The sequence below is a fragment of the Paraburkholderia sp. SG-MS1 genome, from assembly GCF_012275575.1.
Classification (GTDB): domain Bacteria; phylum Pseudomonadota; class Gammaproteobacteria; order Burkholderiales; family Burkholderiaceae; genus Paraburkholderia.
This window is the reverse complement of sequence record NZ_NPIH01000019.1, coordinates 1-15,792: the sequence shown is the minus strand read 5'-3', so window position 1 is coordinate 15,792 and position 15,792 is coordinate 1. Positions and strand designations below refer to the sequence as shown.

13 protein-coding genes are annotated in these 15,792 nt (G+C 60.2%); 8 read left to right on the top strand and 5 right to left on the bottom strand.

What is annotated here, in order from left to right; genetic code table 11:
* Positions 1–929 precede the first annotated feature (929 nt).
* Positions 930–1,592: a ParA family partition ATPase gene (parA, locus tag CIC12_RS01620; RefSeq protein ID WP_168661542.1), complete on the top strand. Its 663-nt coding sequence runs from the start codon at positions 930–932 to the stop codon at positions 1,590–1,592.
* Between the two features lie 25 nt (positions 1,593–1,617).
* Positions 1,618–2,673: a ParB/RepB/Spo0J family partition protein gene (locus CIC12_RS01615; protein WP_168661540.1), complete on the top strand. Its 1,056-nt coding sequence runs from the start codon at positions 1,618–1,620 to the stop codon at positions 2,671–2,673.
* Positions 2,674–2,719: 46 nt separating this feature from the next.
* Here CIC12_RS01615 and CIC12_RS01610 read toward each other — a convergent pair whose 3' ends face one another.
* Positions 2,720–4,069: a replication initiation protein gene (locus tag CIC12_RS01610; protein ID WP_168661538.1), complete on the bottom strand. Its 1,350-nt coding sequence runs from the start codon at positions 4,067–4,069 to the stop codon at positions 2,720–2,722.
* Between the two features lie 2,091 nt (positions 4,070–6,160).
* Here CIC12_RS01610 and CIC12_RS01605 point away from each other — a divergent pair.
* The gene (locus CIC12_RS01605) at positions 6,161–7,387 is read left to right on the top strand and encodes a DNA-binding protein (RefSeq protein WP_168661536.1); all 1,227 of its coding nucleotides are present in this window, start codon (positions 6,161–6,163) and stop codon (positions 7,385–7,387) included.
* Between the two features lie 51 nt (positions 7,388–7,438).
* On the opposite strand, the gene CIC12_RS01600 is transcribed toward CIC12_RS01605, so the two are convergent.
* The 3 genes from CIC12_RS01600 to CIC12_RS01590 all read right to left on the bottom strand — a co-directional run bounded on the left by CIC12_RS01600 (position 7,439) and on the right by CIC12_RS01590 (position 9,734).
* Positions 7,439–8,521 (bottom strand): tyrosine-type recombinase/integrase, encoded by a 1,083-nt coding sequence (locus tag CIC12_RS01600; protein WP_168661534.1) that lies wholly within the window; start codon positions 8,519–8,521, stop codon positions 7,439–7,441.
* A 58-nt stretch (positions 8,522–8,579) separates the two neighbouring features.
* Positions 8,580–8,978 (bottom strand): DUF2471 family protein, encoded by a 399-nt coding sequence (locus CIC12_RS01595; RefSeq protein WP_168661532.1) that lies wholly within the window; start codon positions 8,976–8,978, stop codon positions 8,580–8,582.
* Between the two features lie 117 nt (positions 8,979–9,095).
* Positions 9,096–9,734, bottom strand: a complete 639-nt coding sequence (locus CIC12_RS01590) for a helix-turn-helix domain-containing protein (RefSeq protein WP_168661530.1) — start codon at positions 9,732–9,734, stop codon at positions 9,096–9,098.
* A 167-nt stretch (positions 9,735–9,901) separates the two neighbouring features.
* On the opposite strand from CIC12_RS01590, the gene CIC12_RS01585 reads away from it, so the two are divergent.
* Both CIC12_RS01585 and tdh read left to right on the top strand, forming a co-directional pair.
* The gene (locus tag CIC12_RS01585; protein ID WP_168661528.1) at positions 9,902–11,101 is read left to right on the top strand and encodes a glycine C-acetyltransferase; all 1,200 of its coding nucleotides are present in this window, start codon (positions 9,902–9,904) and stop codon (positions 11,099–11,101) included.
* Positions 11,102–11,114: 13 nt separating this feature from the next.
* Positions 11,115–12,146: an L-threonine 3-dehydrogenase gene (tdh, locus tag CIC12_RS01580; RefSeq protein WP_168661526.1), complete on the top strand. Its 1,032-nt coding sequence runs from the start codon at positions 11,115–11,117 to the stop codon at positions 12,144–12,146.
* Positions 12,147–12,222: 76 nt separating this feature from the next.
* On the opposite strand, the gene CIC12_RS01575 is transcribed toward tdh, so the two are convergent.
* On the bottom strand, positions 12,223–12,873 hold the full coding sequence (locus CIC12_RS01575) for a YceI family protein (RefSeq protein WP_168661524.1): 651 nt from the start codon (positions 12,871–12,873) through the stop codon (positions 12,223–12,225).
* A 108-nt stretch (positions 12,874–12,981) separates the two neighbouring features.
* Between CIC12_RS01575 and CIC12_RS01570 the strand changes: the two genes are divergently transcribed.
* From CIC12_RS01570 to CIC12_RS01560, 3 genes are all read left to right on the top strand, one after another.
* Positions 12,982–13,704 carry a TetR/AcrR family transcriptional regulator gene (locus CIC12_RS01570; RefSeq protein ID WP_168661522.1) on the top strand — a complete coding sequence of 241 codons (723 nt, stop codon included), beginning with the start codon at positions 12,982–12,984 and terminating at the stop codon, positions 13,702–13,704.
* Between the two features lie 13 nt (positions 13,705–13,717).
* The gene (locus tag CIC12_RS01565; RefSeq protein WP_168661521.1) at positions 13,718–14,197 is read left to right on the top strand and encodes a nuclear transport factor 2 family protein; all 480 of its coding nucleotides are present in this window, start codon (positions 13,718–13,720) and stop codon (positions 14,195–14,197) included.
* 221 nt (positions 14,198–14,418) lie between these two features.
* Positions 14,419–14,937, top strand: coding sequence for a hypothetical protein (locus CIC12_RS01560; protein WP_168661519.1), 519 nt, complete (start codon positions 14,419–14,421; stop codon positions 14,935–14,937).
* Positions 14,938–15,792 lie beyond the last annotated feature (855 nt).

Below are 15,792 nucleotides of genomic sequence, written 5' to 3'. Positions count from 1 at the left end.
TCCTTGTCCGGTTCGAGGTGAAGGGAGAGTGGCCGCGGTTGGGTGAGGAATTTTTTCGAGGCTGTTGTTGTTCTGTGTCTCCTCACCTCGCGTTGCTGCTAGGGATTAGGCAGCAGGGTGGAGAATGGGCGCTATTGAAATGGTATGAAAAGGCAGGGCTGCACGTAGTTTATGCGCACAAACTCTTTCGCCGACAGTGACATACCCAGCCGAAGCGGCCCAGAAGTCAGTCCATGGCCAAAAATCTCCCGCCGGTTCACATTCGGCCTAATCCCAGGAGCGCTTTATTCCGCGGCTTCTAACACGCGCGCGATTTTCAGGTATGACGAGATGAACTGACCGCCCCTCCGTCAATTCATACCGGTCAGCAAGCCCAAAACCATTCAGAGACTCACGTACATTGCCGGCATCGCATGCGCGCCTTTCATCTCCCTCATCACGCACATGCAGGGACGCTCCTGCGATCGAAAAGCGCCTGAAGCCCCTCTCTCTCACAATCGCTGTCGCGACGCCTCTCGCCGGTCCATCCAGCCCTATCGCGCGAGTAGACTTTATGCGCATAAAGTCCTGTCACCTCATCCATTGAACAGGGCCCCGCGCGCCAGACCACCTTCGCTGAGCGCTTACTCTTCCATGGGGGCTTCGGGAAGGCCCACTCCACCCCCAGGCGCAGCGAAATACCTGATCAGTTGCCCCTCCACTCGGACGCCGTTATCAAACAGCGTTTCACACCTCTTTCGTTCAAGCATTCCTGATCCCTCGTCCGTCTGCAAGCGACCCGCCGCACCCGCAGCCTTCCCCCGCCTCACGCTCTTTATGCGCATAAACCTCCACCGAATGGCCAATTTCTATCTTGAATTCATAAAAACGATTGAAATGGAAATCTATCCAGGTAGAATCCATTTGGGCCTAAAAAGAGGAGGTGAAATTTGGCAGCAGAAATCATCGCGGTAACACAGCAAAAGGGCGGAGTCGGGAAGAGCACAATCGCGATGCATCTCGGCGCCGCGTTTCACGAGAAAGGCAAACGCGTCCTCGTCGTAGACGCAGATGGTCAGAACACACTCATTCACTGGGCCAGTGCATCATCAGACGGCGACACAGGCATCCCTTTCCCGGTCGTCAACCTCTCGGAAGCAGGCAGCCAGATCCATCGTGAGATCAAGAAGTTCGTGGCTGACTATGACATCATCGTCGTCGACTGCCCGCCGTCCATTACCGAAAAGGTTTCCGGCGTCGTCCTGCTTGCAGCGAGCGTCGCAGTCATTCCCACATCGTCATCGCCCGCCGACTACTGGTCGAGCATCGGATTGGTCAAGCTTGTCCAGCAAGCTCAAGTAATGAACGAGGACCTGCGCGCAGTCTTTCTACTCAACAAGACTGAGGAGAAACGGATGCTGACGCGCGAACTGAAGCGTGCGTTGGAAGAACTCGGCTTTCCTCTGCTCAAGACCCAGATTCCCACGCGTGAAGCGTACAAGCAGGCCATGGCGTTAGGGCAGACGGTACTTCAGATGAACGACCGGGGCGCCAAGCTTGCCACCCTTGAAATACGGGCGTGCGCGAACGAGATCGCCGCCTTGCTCCCGTGAAATTTATGCGCATAAAGGACCCTCAATGAAACCCTCCCAATTCGCCAAAGGCTTTCAAGCACGTCCTGATACGACCAGCAGCGAAAAGCGAACCGCGCTCGACCGTCTGAATGCGATCGACGGCCTCGTCAAGAATAGTCCGGGAAACAGTGAAACTGCTGCGCGCCCAGTATCCACGATGGTGGCTCCGAACGTTCCCGAATCCGATACCGTCGATACTGCCAATGAATCGGCGGCCTATCGGGCGTGGAGAATCGAACACGGCTACAAACCCCATCAGGTCATCGAGCTTGCGCTGAAAAGCATCAAGCCTAGCCCGTTCAATCCACGGCACTTTTACCTCAAGTCGTCGATTGCGGATCTTGCTGTCAATCTCGCCAAGCAGGGCCAGCAGCAGGCGATTCACGTCATTCCCGATTACGACAGCCCTGGCACCTACTTTGTCAGCGATGGCGGTCGACGTGTGCGCGCACTGAAAGAGGCGAACAAGGAATCCGTGAAGGCGATCGTCATCGATCTGCCAATCGGGATTCAGAGCTACAAGCTGGGCTACGACCTCAACGTCCAACGCGACTCCCAGACGGTCTTCGACAATGCAGTGGTCTGGAAGCGCTTTCTTGACGATCGCCATTTCCAGAGCCAGAAGGAGCTTGCAGAACATCTCGGCCTGGACGAATCGACTGTCGCGGTCGCATTGTCCATCGCCAAGTTGCCTGAGCCCGTCATGCATGAAATGGTCGCGCGTCCGGACCGCTTCGGCTCCAACATGGCGTATCAGGTGGGTCGATACCACACCGCCCGGGGTGCCGACGCAACACTGCGGCTGATCAACAAGATCCTCTCCGACGACCTGAGCACGCGGCAAGTCGCGGATATCGTGAAGGGTAGGGTGAGCGCGCAGGAAAGCGTCAAACCGGCAGGTCGACAACGCTACGCGCAGCGTCTGGAAATCAAACTCGAAGGCGTGTCGGTGGGCGATCTCAAATCATATGGCGATGATCGAATCGAACTGCGCCTCAAGGGGCTCACGCGCGAGAAGCGTGATGACATCCTGCGGCAAATTGAAAAGATGCTGAAGTAAGAGAGTTGGGCGGTGCGCAATCGTCGCCGCCTGGCTCCTCAAAAAATCAGGCTGCGCGCGATTGGCTCAGCGTGAAGGCGAGCAAGTCGCCGTCGGTCGGTTCACCCCAGGTCTTGCGTGCAAGCCAATCGAAAAAGGCCGTTTCGACAATTTTCGAATCCAACCCGCGACGACGCCAGTCGTCGCGCATGTGCGTCCCGAGCCCCGGCAATTCATCTTCCTCAAACGACTGCCGGGCGATCTCCCGCTCCGCCTCGCCTTGCTCGTTGTACAACTCGTACGCTTCTTTGCGGCGATGTGCCGAATATTCACCCAGCAATCGCGCTTTGAGATCATCCGCCGGCGCGGCGACCGCGGCCTTCCCGCCACTGCCTGACGGCAATGCTTCGACGGGCGGCGCATAACCCTTCTTCAACGCGTCCTTGAACAGGGCGGGCGCGCTGCGCACAGGCGGCAACGATGTGCTGCGCATGCGCTGCTCCGTCATCTGCAACGCGGCACGAATACGGTTTTCTTCGCTGTCGGCATACAGTGTTTGCGCTTCTTTCAGCGGGATGCCGATCTTCACCATCCGGTCGACCAGCGTGCTGTCGAACACATTCGGATGCTCGTCGAGTGCGAGCATTGGCTGCTTGCGCTCCGTCACGCGAAACTGGATTTCGGCCACACGCCGCCCTTCGCGATGCTCGATCAACTCGACGAAGATATTCGTGACGGCGTTGACTTCAGCAATCGCCGGCCGCAAGTAATCGCGCTTGAAGTACTTGTATTCGCGTTTCGCTTCGTCGCCGGCTTCCGTGTCCGGCGTGCCAGACAGAATAGGACGCCACCATTCCCACGTCTCACGCATCGTCAGATGGCTCGGGTTGGTCAGATAGCGCACGCAAATCTCGTAAAGCGCAAGACCCGCGCTGCTGCGCAGTTGGCTCTGGAATTGCAGACTCAAACGCGCATACTGAACCGGGTCGAGCAGCTTCTTCTTGATCTTCGGCGCGAAAGAGAATTCCACCCAGACACGGCGGGTGGTGGGGTCCTCGAGAATTTCCGCGTCGGCGATCAACGTGGAAATGCCCCATTTGCGACCGGGTTTCTGGCTGGACGTGCCCGTGCTCCATTCGACCTGTACGGACACCATGCGCCGCAGGTGCTCCTTGACCAGTGCCGTGTCGTTCGAATCGAATGCGGAATTGGCGACGATGTCGGACAGCAAGGCCCGGTACGTGTCGCCTGATTCGTCGGCTTGCTGAGCCACGGCGAGGAGCACGTTGAACAGCTTGCGGGTAAGCAGCGTAATTTTGCCGCTCTTCGGCTGAATAGCGATCGCCTCGACGGCTTTGCGCAATTCCGCGGAGCTCGGGCTGACTACGTCGGTCTTCTTCGCGCGCTTCGTGGCCATGCGTCGGGTCGAGGAGGGATTTGGCGAGAGCATACCGGCTGTGGTGATACGCGTCTATAGCGTGAGTCTCACCGTTCCCGGTGAAGTGAGCTTACGAGTCATGACTCACCTCCAGCAACTCCCGAAAAGCCTCACCTCAACCATTTGACACCAGGTTCGGGCTGTCCTTACGGGTCGCGGCGTTCGCAAATTCTCACTTTTTCGCCGCGTGCGCGAACGGGGAGCGTTCGATCCCGAATCTCCTCACCATAAAAAAATTTCGTAAATTCGGGCGACATTGGCTCCAGGTTCAAACGGGACTTGTGTTGAACCAGGCTCCGGGGTGCTTCGCAATGTTCTGCGAGCGAGGAGGGTAAGCAGCGGAAGATCTCAGTGGGGGGCGAGCACAAGTGGCGACGCGGCCTGAAGCGCTTCCCGGGACACGACCGTGTAAATCCTGCGCGCAGACTGCCTGCCGCCGAGGAAGCCGACCTGGACGACGTAACAGGCTTTCCGCGCGGCACCGACGGCACTCACCAAGCACGAGAGGTGCCATACCGTCATTCTTATCTTCCCATGAGTACGCGGCAACCCGATAACGCCTGCGGCGTTGGATCAATCAAGACGCCCAAGCTTCTCGGCCATGCCGACAGCACCGAAATCGCATAAACGTCGGTGGGCGAAATCAACGGAAAAGACGGCCTGTTGTCAGGGCGTGACGTGTTGCTCACGCTGTGCCCCCGAAAAAGCTCACCTTTGCACACTCTGAACGCTCGAAACGATGCGGGCCCCCGAGGCCTCGAGCCCAAAAATCATTCCAAGTTAATCCCGTAAAGCCTCACCTTTGAGCTTTCCGGGCCGCTTTGCACAGCCGTAGGAGATCTTCCCGAAAAGCCTCACCTTTAAAAAGGTCCAGCCGATATCCCAACAATTTCAATGACTTAGGGTCAACATAATAGCGAGACGACTAATGGACGCTCCCGCATTTCCTCACCTCTAATCATTTTTTGTCCAAAAAGAGTGCCTTTCAAGCACCTCCTTTAAGGTCCCGAAAAACCTCACCAATGAAATTCGACCAGCACAAAGCAGCAGTGCCGAAAGCGGCCTCCCTAGGGCTTTTTCAGGCACGGGGTGCCCTTTTGATCCCGTATTCCCTCACCTCAGCCGTAAAAACCTGGGCAGGATCCTCCCGAAAAGTCTCACCTTTAACGAAAACCAGGCACTTCAGTCGGCAGCAACTCCCAGCCGCACCCTACCTCCCGAATTTCCTCACCTTTCCAATTCCAACACCGCCAGCGCGCGGCCCCAGCTGACAAATGTCGTCCCTCAGCGCCTGCCAACTCCCGCAAAGGCTCACCTCACGCCCCGGAATGCACAAACCTATGGCTAAAATGCCCTTTGGCCCTGTAAAGTCTCACCTTCGGTTCTCGTTTTCTCCTGACTTCGCTCACCAATGCGGTTTGGGGCCTCCAAATGAGACCCTAAACCACGATCGCCGAAGCTCCCGAAAGCGCTCACCTTTAAGTCGACGCCTCTCGGAAAAGACTTTCAGGCGCCGCGGGGCTGCCAACGACAATCAGGTCCTGCAAAACCTCACCTTTAATAAGCCGAATGTTGATGGGGTCTCCCGAACCCGCTCACGTTCTGTCCCGGACCCGCTCACCCAGCCCCCCGAACCTCATCACTCAACTTTCCCGCAAACCCTCACCACGTCTCCCGCAAAGCTTCACCCTACCGGGCTGGAACCCTTACTGGATAAGGCTTTGCCATGGCGTTAACGTTTTTAACATGGGTTCAAAGGTGTTTACTTTTACTACTCTCTAGCATTTCCCCCGCGAGTCCTCCGATCAAGCCTCACCCACTCTCCTTCATCACCAGTTCGTGAAACAGTGCGCGATCGGTGGCAGGCAAGCAAAACGGCTTTCTATACAAAGACTTATCGTTTATTCTTCGTTTTGTTTCACGGAAAAGTAGAGCCAACGCGAGCCAGTGCGTCTCTGTACTGCTTAAAAGCGCATCCATTCAACAAAAACCCCACGTCCCGAGTAAATAGGTAGCAAACGTTACGTAAATTGTTATGATCCATCCAATTCGAGCGACATCGAGGTTGACATGAATCTGGACCAAGAACGACAAGCTATCCGCGGCGAGCTTGAAACGATGCGTGCTCAAGGCGTCCGACGGCAAGACTTGTCGCTACATGCATGTAAGCGCCTTTTTTTCGATCTTGGCGTCCGCCCATCCATGGCGGCGGTTCGCGATCTGACGCAGACCGGCAGCGCAAGCGACATCCCGAAGGACATCGACCACTTCTGGGAACGCATCCGGAGCGTGTCGCGAGTGAAAGTCGGCCCTGGGGCCATCCCTAAAGCATTGGAAGATCGCGCTGGGGAGCTGTTGGGGGCATTGTTCGAAGAGGCGGTTGCTCATGCGCAGAGAACGCTCGTCAGCGAACGCGAGGAAATTCATGCGGAAATCGCGGCCGCCGAGCAACGTGCACGGGACGCCGAAATTCGCCGGGATGCAGCTGACGAGGCTATCAAGCGCAGCGAACTGCGCGCCGAAGCGGCGTGGGAGCGGGTTCGCGCGCTCGAAACCGAGCTATCCAGTGCAACCACGCACGGAAATTTTCACCAGGAAGGCTTGCAGTCGACGGTGCATCGGCTCGATCGGGAAAACGAAGCGCTCCGTCAGCGTCTCGATAATGAACTGGCGACCAACGCCACGTTGCGTGACCGGATCGACGCACTGCATGTCGAGTTGCGCCAAAGTACTGAACACTATGCGCAACAGATCAAGGACGCGGTTGCCGAAGCGGAGCGGCGCGTCAAGCCGATGCTGGTCGAACTCGATTCGCTCCGCAGCATGGCGGCGACGTATCAATCGGGCGTTCGCGACGCCAGTCGCAAAGAGTTCGAGTTCATTCAGCAAATCGCGGCGGCCAAGGCGCGCGGCGATCGGCTCGACGCTCAGTTGCGCGAGCAATCGGACGAGGTGGATAACTTGACGAAAGAGGTCACCGTCTTGCGCGGCCGACAAGGCATCGACCCGGCAATCGGTGGCTTGATCTGTTCGCTGGTCGAAGCGGGCCGGCTCACGAGCGACGAGCTGCGTGTGATCGGCACTGCGGCGGACGGCCATGTCATGCTGCCGCAACGCTGCCCGAAATGTGATGAAGGTGAACCGGAGTTGTCGCAACTGGATCACCGCTTCGAGCTGCTTTGCCCGGAATGTGAGCACTCGTCGGGACCCGGCGAATCGAGGCTTGCGGCGGTCAGCCGCTTTTTGTCGAGCGACCCGGCTGCCGCGCCGGAACGTCAATTCGACGCGGTGCGATAGCGGATAAAACGCCAAAGGTGAGGAAATTCGGGACCGGACAGGTGAGGACTTTCAGGGCTCGCCGGCTCCCTTTTTCCGCGTAAAACGTCCGTCTCGTCTAGGCGCGGGTAAAGGCGGCGCGGCCGGATCAGGTATCTCGGCGGCAGGCAAATCCTGCTGGTCAACCCACGTTTGCCACGCGCGATACAGCCGGTTGGCCGACACCGCCTGCACGAATCCCAGCCATTGGCCGACCAGTTCGGCCTCAACCCCACTTTCGAACAGATCGGCCGCAAAAGTGTTGCGCAAGGTTTGCGGGCTGGCGCGCGACTGCCGCGACGCGGCGATCCCGGCGCCGTCGATCAATGCGTCGACCGCACGCAGCATGGTGGCCTTGTGCATCGGCCGTCCGGAAGGGGTTGCCGGGAAAACCAGGTTGCCGGCCAATTCCGTATGACGGCGTTCGGCGAGCCACGCATCGAGGATCGCGGTCGCGAAAGGCGCGAGCCGGGTGCGGCGTGTGAGCATCGGATTGGCCGCCTCGATGGTCAGCCAGGGCGAACCAATATTCACGCAACTAACCGTAAGCACTGCAGCTTCGCCCGTCTTCAAGCCGCCACCGAGAAACACGGCGATCAACGCGCGGTCGCGGCGCGCTCGCCAGCGCTGCGCGGTCGACAAATCTGGCAGCGGTGCAAACAATTGCGCGATCAGCGCGGCGCGTTCGGAATGGGTGAGAAAGCCGGTCGGCTCGTTATCGCGCGCATTTCGCCACGCTGCTTCGCCATCCTGAGCAATGAAGCGCGCCGGGTTCGTCGACGCGGATTCGATTTCGCGCACATGATCCAGCACTCGCTCGATCAGCCGCAAATACCGGATTCGTTGCGGTTTCCGGACATCGAGTCCGGCGACGAATTCGGCAATCATCGGCGTGTCGACCGTCACGAGACTTTTCTGTCGCGCGCTCAGCCAGTCAAGAAAAAGCCCCCACTGCGCCTGGTAGACACTTGCGGAGGACCGTCTGAAATGCTGCCTGGCAAGCCAGGCGTCGAAGGCGATTTGAGGGTCGCGACGCCAGTCTTCCCGTTGCTGATCGAACAGATCAGTCGACGGCGCAGGATGTTGGACGGGGTCAGACAGATGAGGGGGTGACATGGTCTATTTTCCCGTTAGTTGCGCATATTGTAGGCGGCAACCGACGAAAACACAGCCTTCACCCGCCCCAAGGCCGCGAGCGTTTCTGTGTGGACCCGTCCGACGCCGGCTTCGCTGCGTGGCGAGCGGCTTCTTCATAAGCGCTGACCGCGAACGCGAACACCGCGGGTAGCGCGGTGGACGTGCCGAAATCCACGGCCTCATCGGTTTCCGGATAAGGCAGGTCGGACGGACGTTGGAACAGGCCTAACATGAGCGCGTCGTGCCGGCTGGCAAACCCGAGGTCGGCTAGCGCCTCGGCTTCGATCGCATGCAGCAAACGCCACGTGAGCGGCACCTGCTGGACGATGTAACGCGCCGCGATATTGCGCACGATATGGTCGAGATCGCGCGCCGCGGTTTGGTAGCGCAGCGCGGCCAGAGCTTGATCAGTAGGGTCGGCTCTCAAATTGTTCATTATCGGCTCCAGTCGATACCCTGTACTGTACAAATATACAGTATCGGATGCAACCTCAGCCGATTGACCAAATCCGCCAACTGCTAGCCGCAAGACGCCCGGGCCGTCAGCCTGAAATCAGCCGTGGATCACTACCAGCAACGCTTTCGCTTCGCCCTTGCCGGCATTGCGGATTGCATGCGGTTCGTCGGCGACATAGCGCGCAGTGTCCGCAACCTTGAGCCGTTTCGTCGCGCCGGCCGCCTCGACTTCGATCGAGCCGTGCAGCACGGTTAGATGCTCGCGCGTACCGGGTTCATGTGCGTTCGACACCAGCGCCCCGCCAGGTTGCAGCGTCAATTCGTACCATTCGAACTTGCCGGCCAGTTCGATCGGCCCCCACACCCGCAACTGATACTTCGCCTCGTGCCCGCTCAACGTGGGAATCTCGTGCGGACCGGAGACCGCGATCGCTTCCGGCGCTTTGGGCGGCGCGAACAGCGAATCGAGACTGACGCCGAGCGCATTGGTCAGCCGCCAGGCGACCGCGATCGTCGGATTGGCCTTGTCGCGCTCGATCTCCGAGAGCATCGATTTAGATACGCCGGCCGCGCGCGACAAATCGTCTAGCGTCATGCGCCGTTCGGCGCGCAGACGCTGAATCTGGTCGCCGACGCGCGGCGGCGCGGCACTCGCCGGCACCGATGCCACGCCTGACGTAGGCGCCGCGCCGGCCGCGGTGCGGCGGATACCCGAACTTGCCATTTCCTGACCCATCGTTTAGAGTTGTTCGATATACCGGATTCTAGTTCGAAAAAACGAAAAAATCCGATAATAGTGACGGCCGACTATAGCAGGCCGTCTCGGCGCCGTCGCCCATGCCGCTCCCATGGCGGATGGGCGAGTGCGGGCCGGCGCTACCATCCCATTCAGGAGAAGGGTTCATGCGTGACCAATATCTCGCCCACTTGCGCGGCACCCTCGAGCAGATCCGCGCCGACGGCTTTTACAAGAACGAGCGCGTGATCGCCAGCCCGCAGTCGGCCGATGTGCGTCTTGCCGACGGTGCGGAGGTGCTGAATTTCTGCGCGAACAACTACCTCGGCCTCGCCGACGACGCCCGGCTGATCGACGCCGCCAAACAAGGTTTGGACAACGACGGTTTTGGCATGGCATCGGTGCGCTTCATCTGCGGCACGCAAACCGTGCACAAGGAACTGGAACATGCGCTCGCCGCGTTCCTGCAAACCGACGACTGCATTCTCTATTCGAGCTGTTTCGACGCGAATGGCGGCCTGTTTGAAACCCTGCTCGACGAGAACGATGCGATCATCAGCGACGAACTGAACCACGCGAGCATCATCGACGGCGTGCGGCTCTCGAAGGCGAAGCGTTTCCGCTACAAGAACAACGACCTCGCCGATCTCGAAGCCCGGCTCAAAGAGGCGGACGCCGCCGGCGCGCGCTTCAAGCTGATCGCCACCGACGGTGTGTTCTCGATGGACGGCATCATCGCCAACCTCGCCGGCATCTGCGATCTGGCCGACCGCTACGGTGCGCTCGTCATGGTCGACGATTCGCACGCGGTCGGTTTCGTCGGCGAACATGGGCGCGGCACGCCGGAACATGGCGGCGTGCTGTCGCGCGTCGACATCATTACCGGCACGCTCGGCAAAGCATTGGGCGGCGCATCGGGCGGCTATGTCGCCGCGCGCAAGGAAATCGTGGAGTTGCTGCGGCAGCGCTCGCGTCCCTATCTGTTTTCGAACACGCTGACGCCGAGCATCGCCGCCGCGTCGCTGAAAGTGCTCGAACTGTTGGCGAGCGACGAAGGCGCGCAATTGCGCGCACGTGTGCGCGAAAACGGCGCGCACTTCCGCAGCAAGATGAGCGCGCTCGGCTTCACGCTCGTGCCGGGCGAACATCCGATCATTCCCGTGATGCTCGGCGACGCGCAACTCGCTTCGAAAATGGCCGACGCGCTGTTGAAGGAAGGCGTCTACGTGATCGGCTTCTCGTTCCCGGTGGTGCCCAAAGGGCGCGCGCGCATCCGCACGCAGATGAGCGCCGCGCACACGCCCGAGCAGATCGACCGGGCCGTCGATGCCTTCGCGCGCGTCGGCCGTGAACTGGGTGTGATCTGAAACGGAGCCGCATATGAAAGCATTGGCAAAACTCGAACGCGCGCCGGGCCTCACGCTCACCGACGTCAAGAAACCCGAAGTCGGCCACAACGACGTGATGATCCGCATCACGCGCACCGCGATTTGCGGCACCGATATCCACATCTGGAAGTGGGATGACTGGGCGCAAAAGACCATTCCGGTGCCGATGCACGTCGGTCACGAATATGTCGGCGAAATTGTCGAGATGGGACAGGAAGTGCGCGGCTTTGCGATCGGCGATCGCGTGTCGGGCGAAGGACATGTCACGTGCGGTTTCTGCCGCAACTGCCGCGCGGGGCGCCGGCATTTGTGTCGCAATACGGTGGGCGTCGGCGTGAATCGTGAAGGCGCGTTCGCCGAATACCTCGTCATCCCGGCATTCAACGCGTTCAAGATTCCGCCCGAAATTTCCGACGATCTCGCAGCGATTTTCGATCCGTTCGGCAACGCGACGCACACCGCGCTGTCGTTCAATCTGGTCGGCGAAGACGTGCTGATTACCGGGGCGGGTCCGATCGGCATCATGGCGGTGGCGATCGCGAAACACGTGGGCGCGCGCAATGTCGTGATCACCGACATCAACGACTATCGCCTCGAACTCGCCCGCAAGATGGGCGCGACGCGCGCGGTGAACGTGTCGCGCGAATCGTTGCGCGACGTGATGGCTGATCTGCACATGACCGAAGGTTTCGACGTCGGCCTGGAAATGTCCGGCGTGCCGAGCGCGTTCACCAGCATGCTCGAAGCGATGAATCACGGCGGCAAGATCGCGTTGCTCGGCATTCCGCCCGCGCAGACCGCGATCGACTGGACTCAGGTGATCTTCAAAGGCCTTGAAATCAAGGGCATTTACGGGCGTGAGATGTTCGAGACCTGGTACAAGATGGTCGCGATGCTGCAAAGCGGCCTGGATCTGTCGCCGATCCTCACGCACCATTTCAAGGTCGACGACTATCAGCAGGCTTTTGCCACGATGCTTTCCGGCGAGAGCGGCAAGGTGATTCTCGACTGGACGGCTGCGTGAACCAATACGTCAGTCACATCGCCACGAGCGAATAAACGGGCACCGACCAACAGCCCAGGTAACGCCCGCATCGCGCTCACCCGCCTGCGGGCGTTTTCACGAACTCTGCCTGAATGCGTACGTGGATGTCGTCGCCGACGGCCGGATACCACGTCGACAAACCGAACTTCGCGCGGCTGAAACGGCCTTCAGCCGAGAAGCCAAGCGTGTCTTTCTTCGTCAGCGGATCGGGCGCGAAACCGTTGAACGTGACATCGAGCGTGACCGGTTGCGTGACGCCGCGAATCGTCAGATCGCCGCTCAGTGTGCCGCGCGATTCGCCGGTGCGCTCGAAGCGCGTGCTCGCAAAGCGAATCGCCGGATTGCGCGCGACGTCGAGCATGTCGGAGCCCTTCACCATCTTGTCGAGCAGCGGCACGTTCGTATCAATGCTTGCCGCGTCGATCGTGACCGACGCCGTGCTCCGCTCGAGGCCGCCCTCGTTCCAGTCGAGCTGCCCCTGTTTGCGATCGAAGCGAATCGTAAAGCGCGAGTATTTGAAATGGTCGATATCGAACGTGATGCTGGTGTGGTCCGGATCGATCTCGTACCGGCCGGGCGGCACGCGCGCCTCGTTCTGGCTGACCGAGTGCGTGAGGACCTGCACCGGCGTGCAGGCGACTGCCGTCAACAGCGTGGCGGCCAGCAGCGCACGCGCCAGCACGGCGCGGACAGGCGATGGATTCATGAAGTTCGTTCCGGTTGACCGATCGTCATCACGATAGCAGCTAGCGTACCTATCTGCCGGAACCGGCAAAAACTTGACGAGGGAGAATGATCGTTCTACCCTTCGTCCATGCCTACTGAAACTCTCACTGAAGCAGCGGCGCCCGGCAGCGCGCGCGAGCGTTTGCTGGATGCCGCTGAAGCGTTGATCTACGCAGGCGGCATCCACGCAACCGGCGTGGACGCGATCGTGAGGCAGTCTGGCACGGCGCGCAAAAGCTTCTACACGCACTTCGACTCGAAAGACGCGCTCGTCGCGGCCGCGCTCGAACGGCGCGACGAACGCTGGATGAACTGGTTTATCGCCGGTACGCAGCGGCGCGGCAAAAGTGCGCGCAAGCGTCTGCTCGGAATGTTCGAGGTGCTGCGCGAATGGTTTGCGTCGGACGAGTTTCATGGCTGTGCGTTTCTGAATGCGGCCGGTGAGATTGCGTCGGCGGACGATCCGATCCGGATCGTCACGCGCAAACACAAGGAACGTCTGCTCGATTTCGTGCGGACCCAATGTGATGAATTCGCCGCAGAGTCAGACATGAACGCGCGGCGCGCCGCGCGATTGTCGCGTCAGTGGCTGCTTCTGCTCGATGGCGCAATCGCCGTGGCGCTGGTGAGCGGCGAGGCCGACGCCGCGCTCGACGCGCGCAGCGCAGCTCAGACCTTGCTCGACGCCGAGGCCACCCCATCCGCCCGTGGGCGCGCCGCGTCCACTGGCACCGTGACAGGCGCTTCGCGAGGCAAATCCACGAGCCCTTCCGCAAACCGGCGAGCGCCATCCCGGCGCGCCGCAACCTGACCGAGGAAACATCATGGCCGACTCCATCGAAACCCGCCCGCCGCTGCCACCGTTCACGCGCGAAACCGCGATTCAGAAAGTGCGCGCGGCGGAGGACGGCTGGAATACGCGCGATCCCGAGCGCGTATCGCTCGCGTACACGCCGGACAGCATCTGGCGCAATCGCGCCGAGTTCACGCATGGCCGCGCGGAGATCGTCGGCCTGTTGCGCCGCAAATGGGCGAGGGAGCTCGACTACCGGCTGGTCAAGGAACTGTGGGCATTCACCGATAACCGTATCGCGGTGCGCTTTGCCTACGAATGGCACGACGATTCGAACAACTGGTTCCGCTCGTACGGCAACGAGAATTGGGAGTTCGACGAGCATGGACTGATGGCGCGCCGTCATGCCAGCATCAACGACCTGCCGATTCGCGAAGCCGACCGTCTGTATCGCTGGCCGCTTGGGCGCCGTCCCGACGATCATCCGGGCCTGTCGGATCTCGGACTCTAGACCCGCCATCCAGAATGGCGGTGGATGCGGGCACGCATTCACCGCTTTGCCATCGGTTCTCCGTTATCGTTGCGGTTCGAGGCTGCGGGCACGTCTTGTGCCTGCACGTCCGGGCGCCGCCTCAACATCGCGTGTGCGGGTTGAGGTACAGTGCGCGACGGGCGGCAAACTCATAGCCAGAACATAGATGACACCGGCGCTCGACCGGTGGCGGAGAGGACATGCATTTTCGGCAGATCAAGAAGAACATCCGACGTACTGCAGTGGCGCTCATCGCGAGCCTGGCGGCGGCGTCCGCCGCGCAGGCCGGCAACTGGTGCGAGGGCGGCATATGGGTCGACGCCATGCTCGGCTCGTATCACATCAACCCCGATCCGAATACCGATTTCGAACAGTTCAATCCCGGCCTCGGTGTCGAATGCTGGCTCAACAATCAATGGGCGCTGACTGCCGGCGGCTTTCGTAACTCGCTGCGGCGGCCCTCGTACTATGGTGGCGGCGTCTGGGCGCCGGAGTTCGCGCACTGGGGCATTGTGCGGCTCGCGGCGATGGCCGGCATCATCTCCGGCTATAACTACGGCAATTGGGGCTTGGGCCGCAATCACACGATCGGACCGGTGGTCGCACCGATCGTGATGGTCGAATACAAACGGGTCGGCGCGAACTTCATCGTGATTCCGCCGATCCCTTCGGACGATCTGCCGTTTACGATCGGGTTTCAGGTGAAGCTGAAGTTTTGAGCGAACGGCCGCTCACGCGCACCAAGGTGAGCTGTTCCAGGATGGTGAGGATTTCCAGGGGATGGCGACCGTCAGGCGAATGGTGAGAAATTCCAGGAGAAGCGGTCACCGCCCTCAAAGGTGAGGAATTCCAGGAGATCCTCTCCGCGAGGCGATAAGGTGAGGATTTCCAGGAGACCGCTCTCCATTCGCCCGGAAGTGAGCCGCTCGCGGAAGCGAACAGCACGCTGGAAGCCTCGAAATATGCTCCAAAGGTGAGGAGTTCCAGGAGATCACCGTCAAAAGGTGAGCGATTCCAGGAGGTGATCCGTGGCCGCTCAGAATCCGCACCGATGCGAAGGTGAGGATTTCCAGGGAGTCGTGGCCTAGCCGCTCACGGTGACGTGTCGCAGGTCTAACAACTCACCTATCAAGGCAACGGCGCGAAACGAAGCCGCCAATTCCCTTACATCCTCTTCCATATGCAAACAAAAGGTGAGCGCGCCCGCTTGCCGCGCCACACTTCTCGAACTCCGCGTAATCGACGCTAGAAGGCGACGTCCACCACAGCGAGGCCGCCTTGTCGCGGTCGTTGTCCGTGGAGCTTGTAACGGCCTCGTAAAACATGATCTTTCGCCGCTTGATAAGTTGCGGATGACGCATCGCAGCGTCACTCGAAACCCGAGCGACGCTGCCGCGTCACCGCAGATAGATCGAAGGAGAAAGCATGAAGAAGCTGTTGGCAATCGCGGCGCTCGCCGCACTGAGCGCAACCTTGAGCGGATGCTGGTGGGGACCGCCGCCGGGTTGGGGCGGCGGTGGTCCGGGTGGCGGCGGACCCGGTGGCGGCCACGGTGGAGGCGACGGGCCGCATGG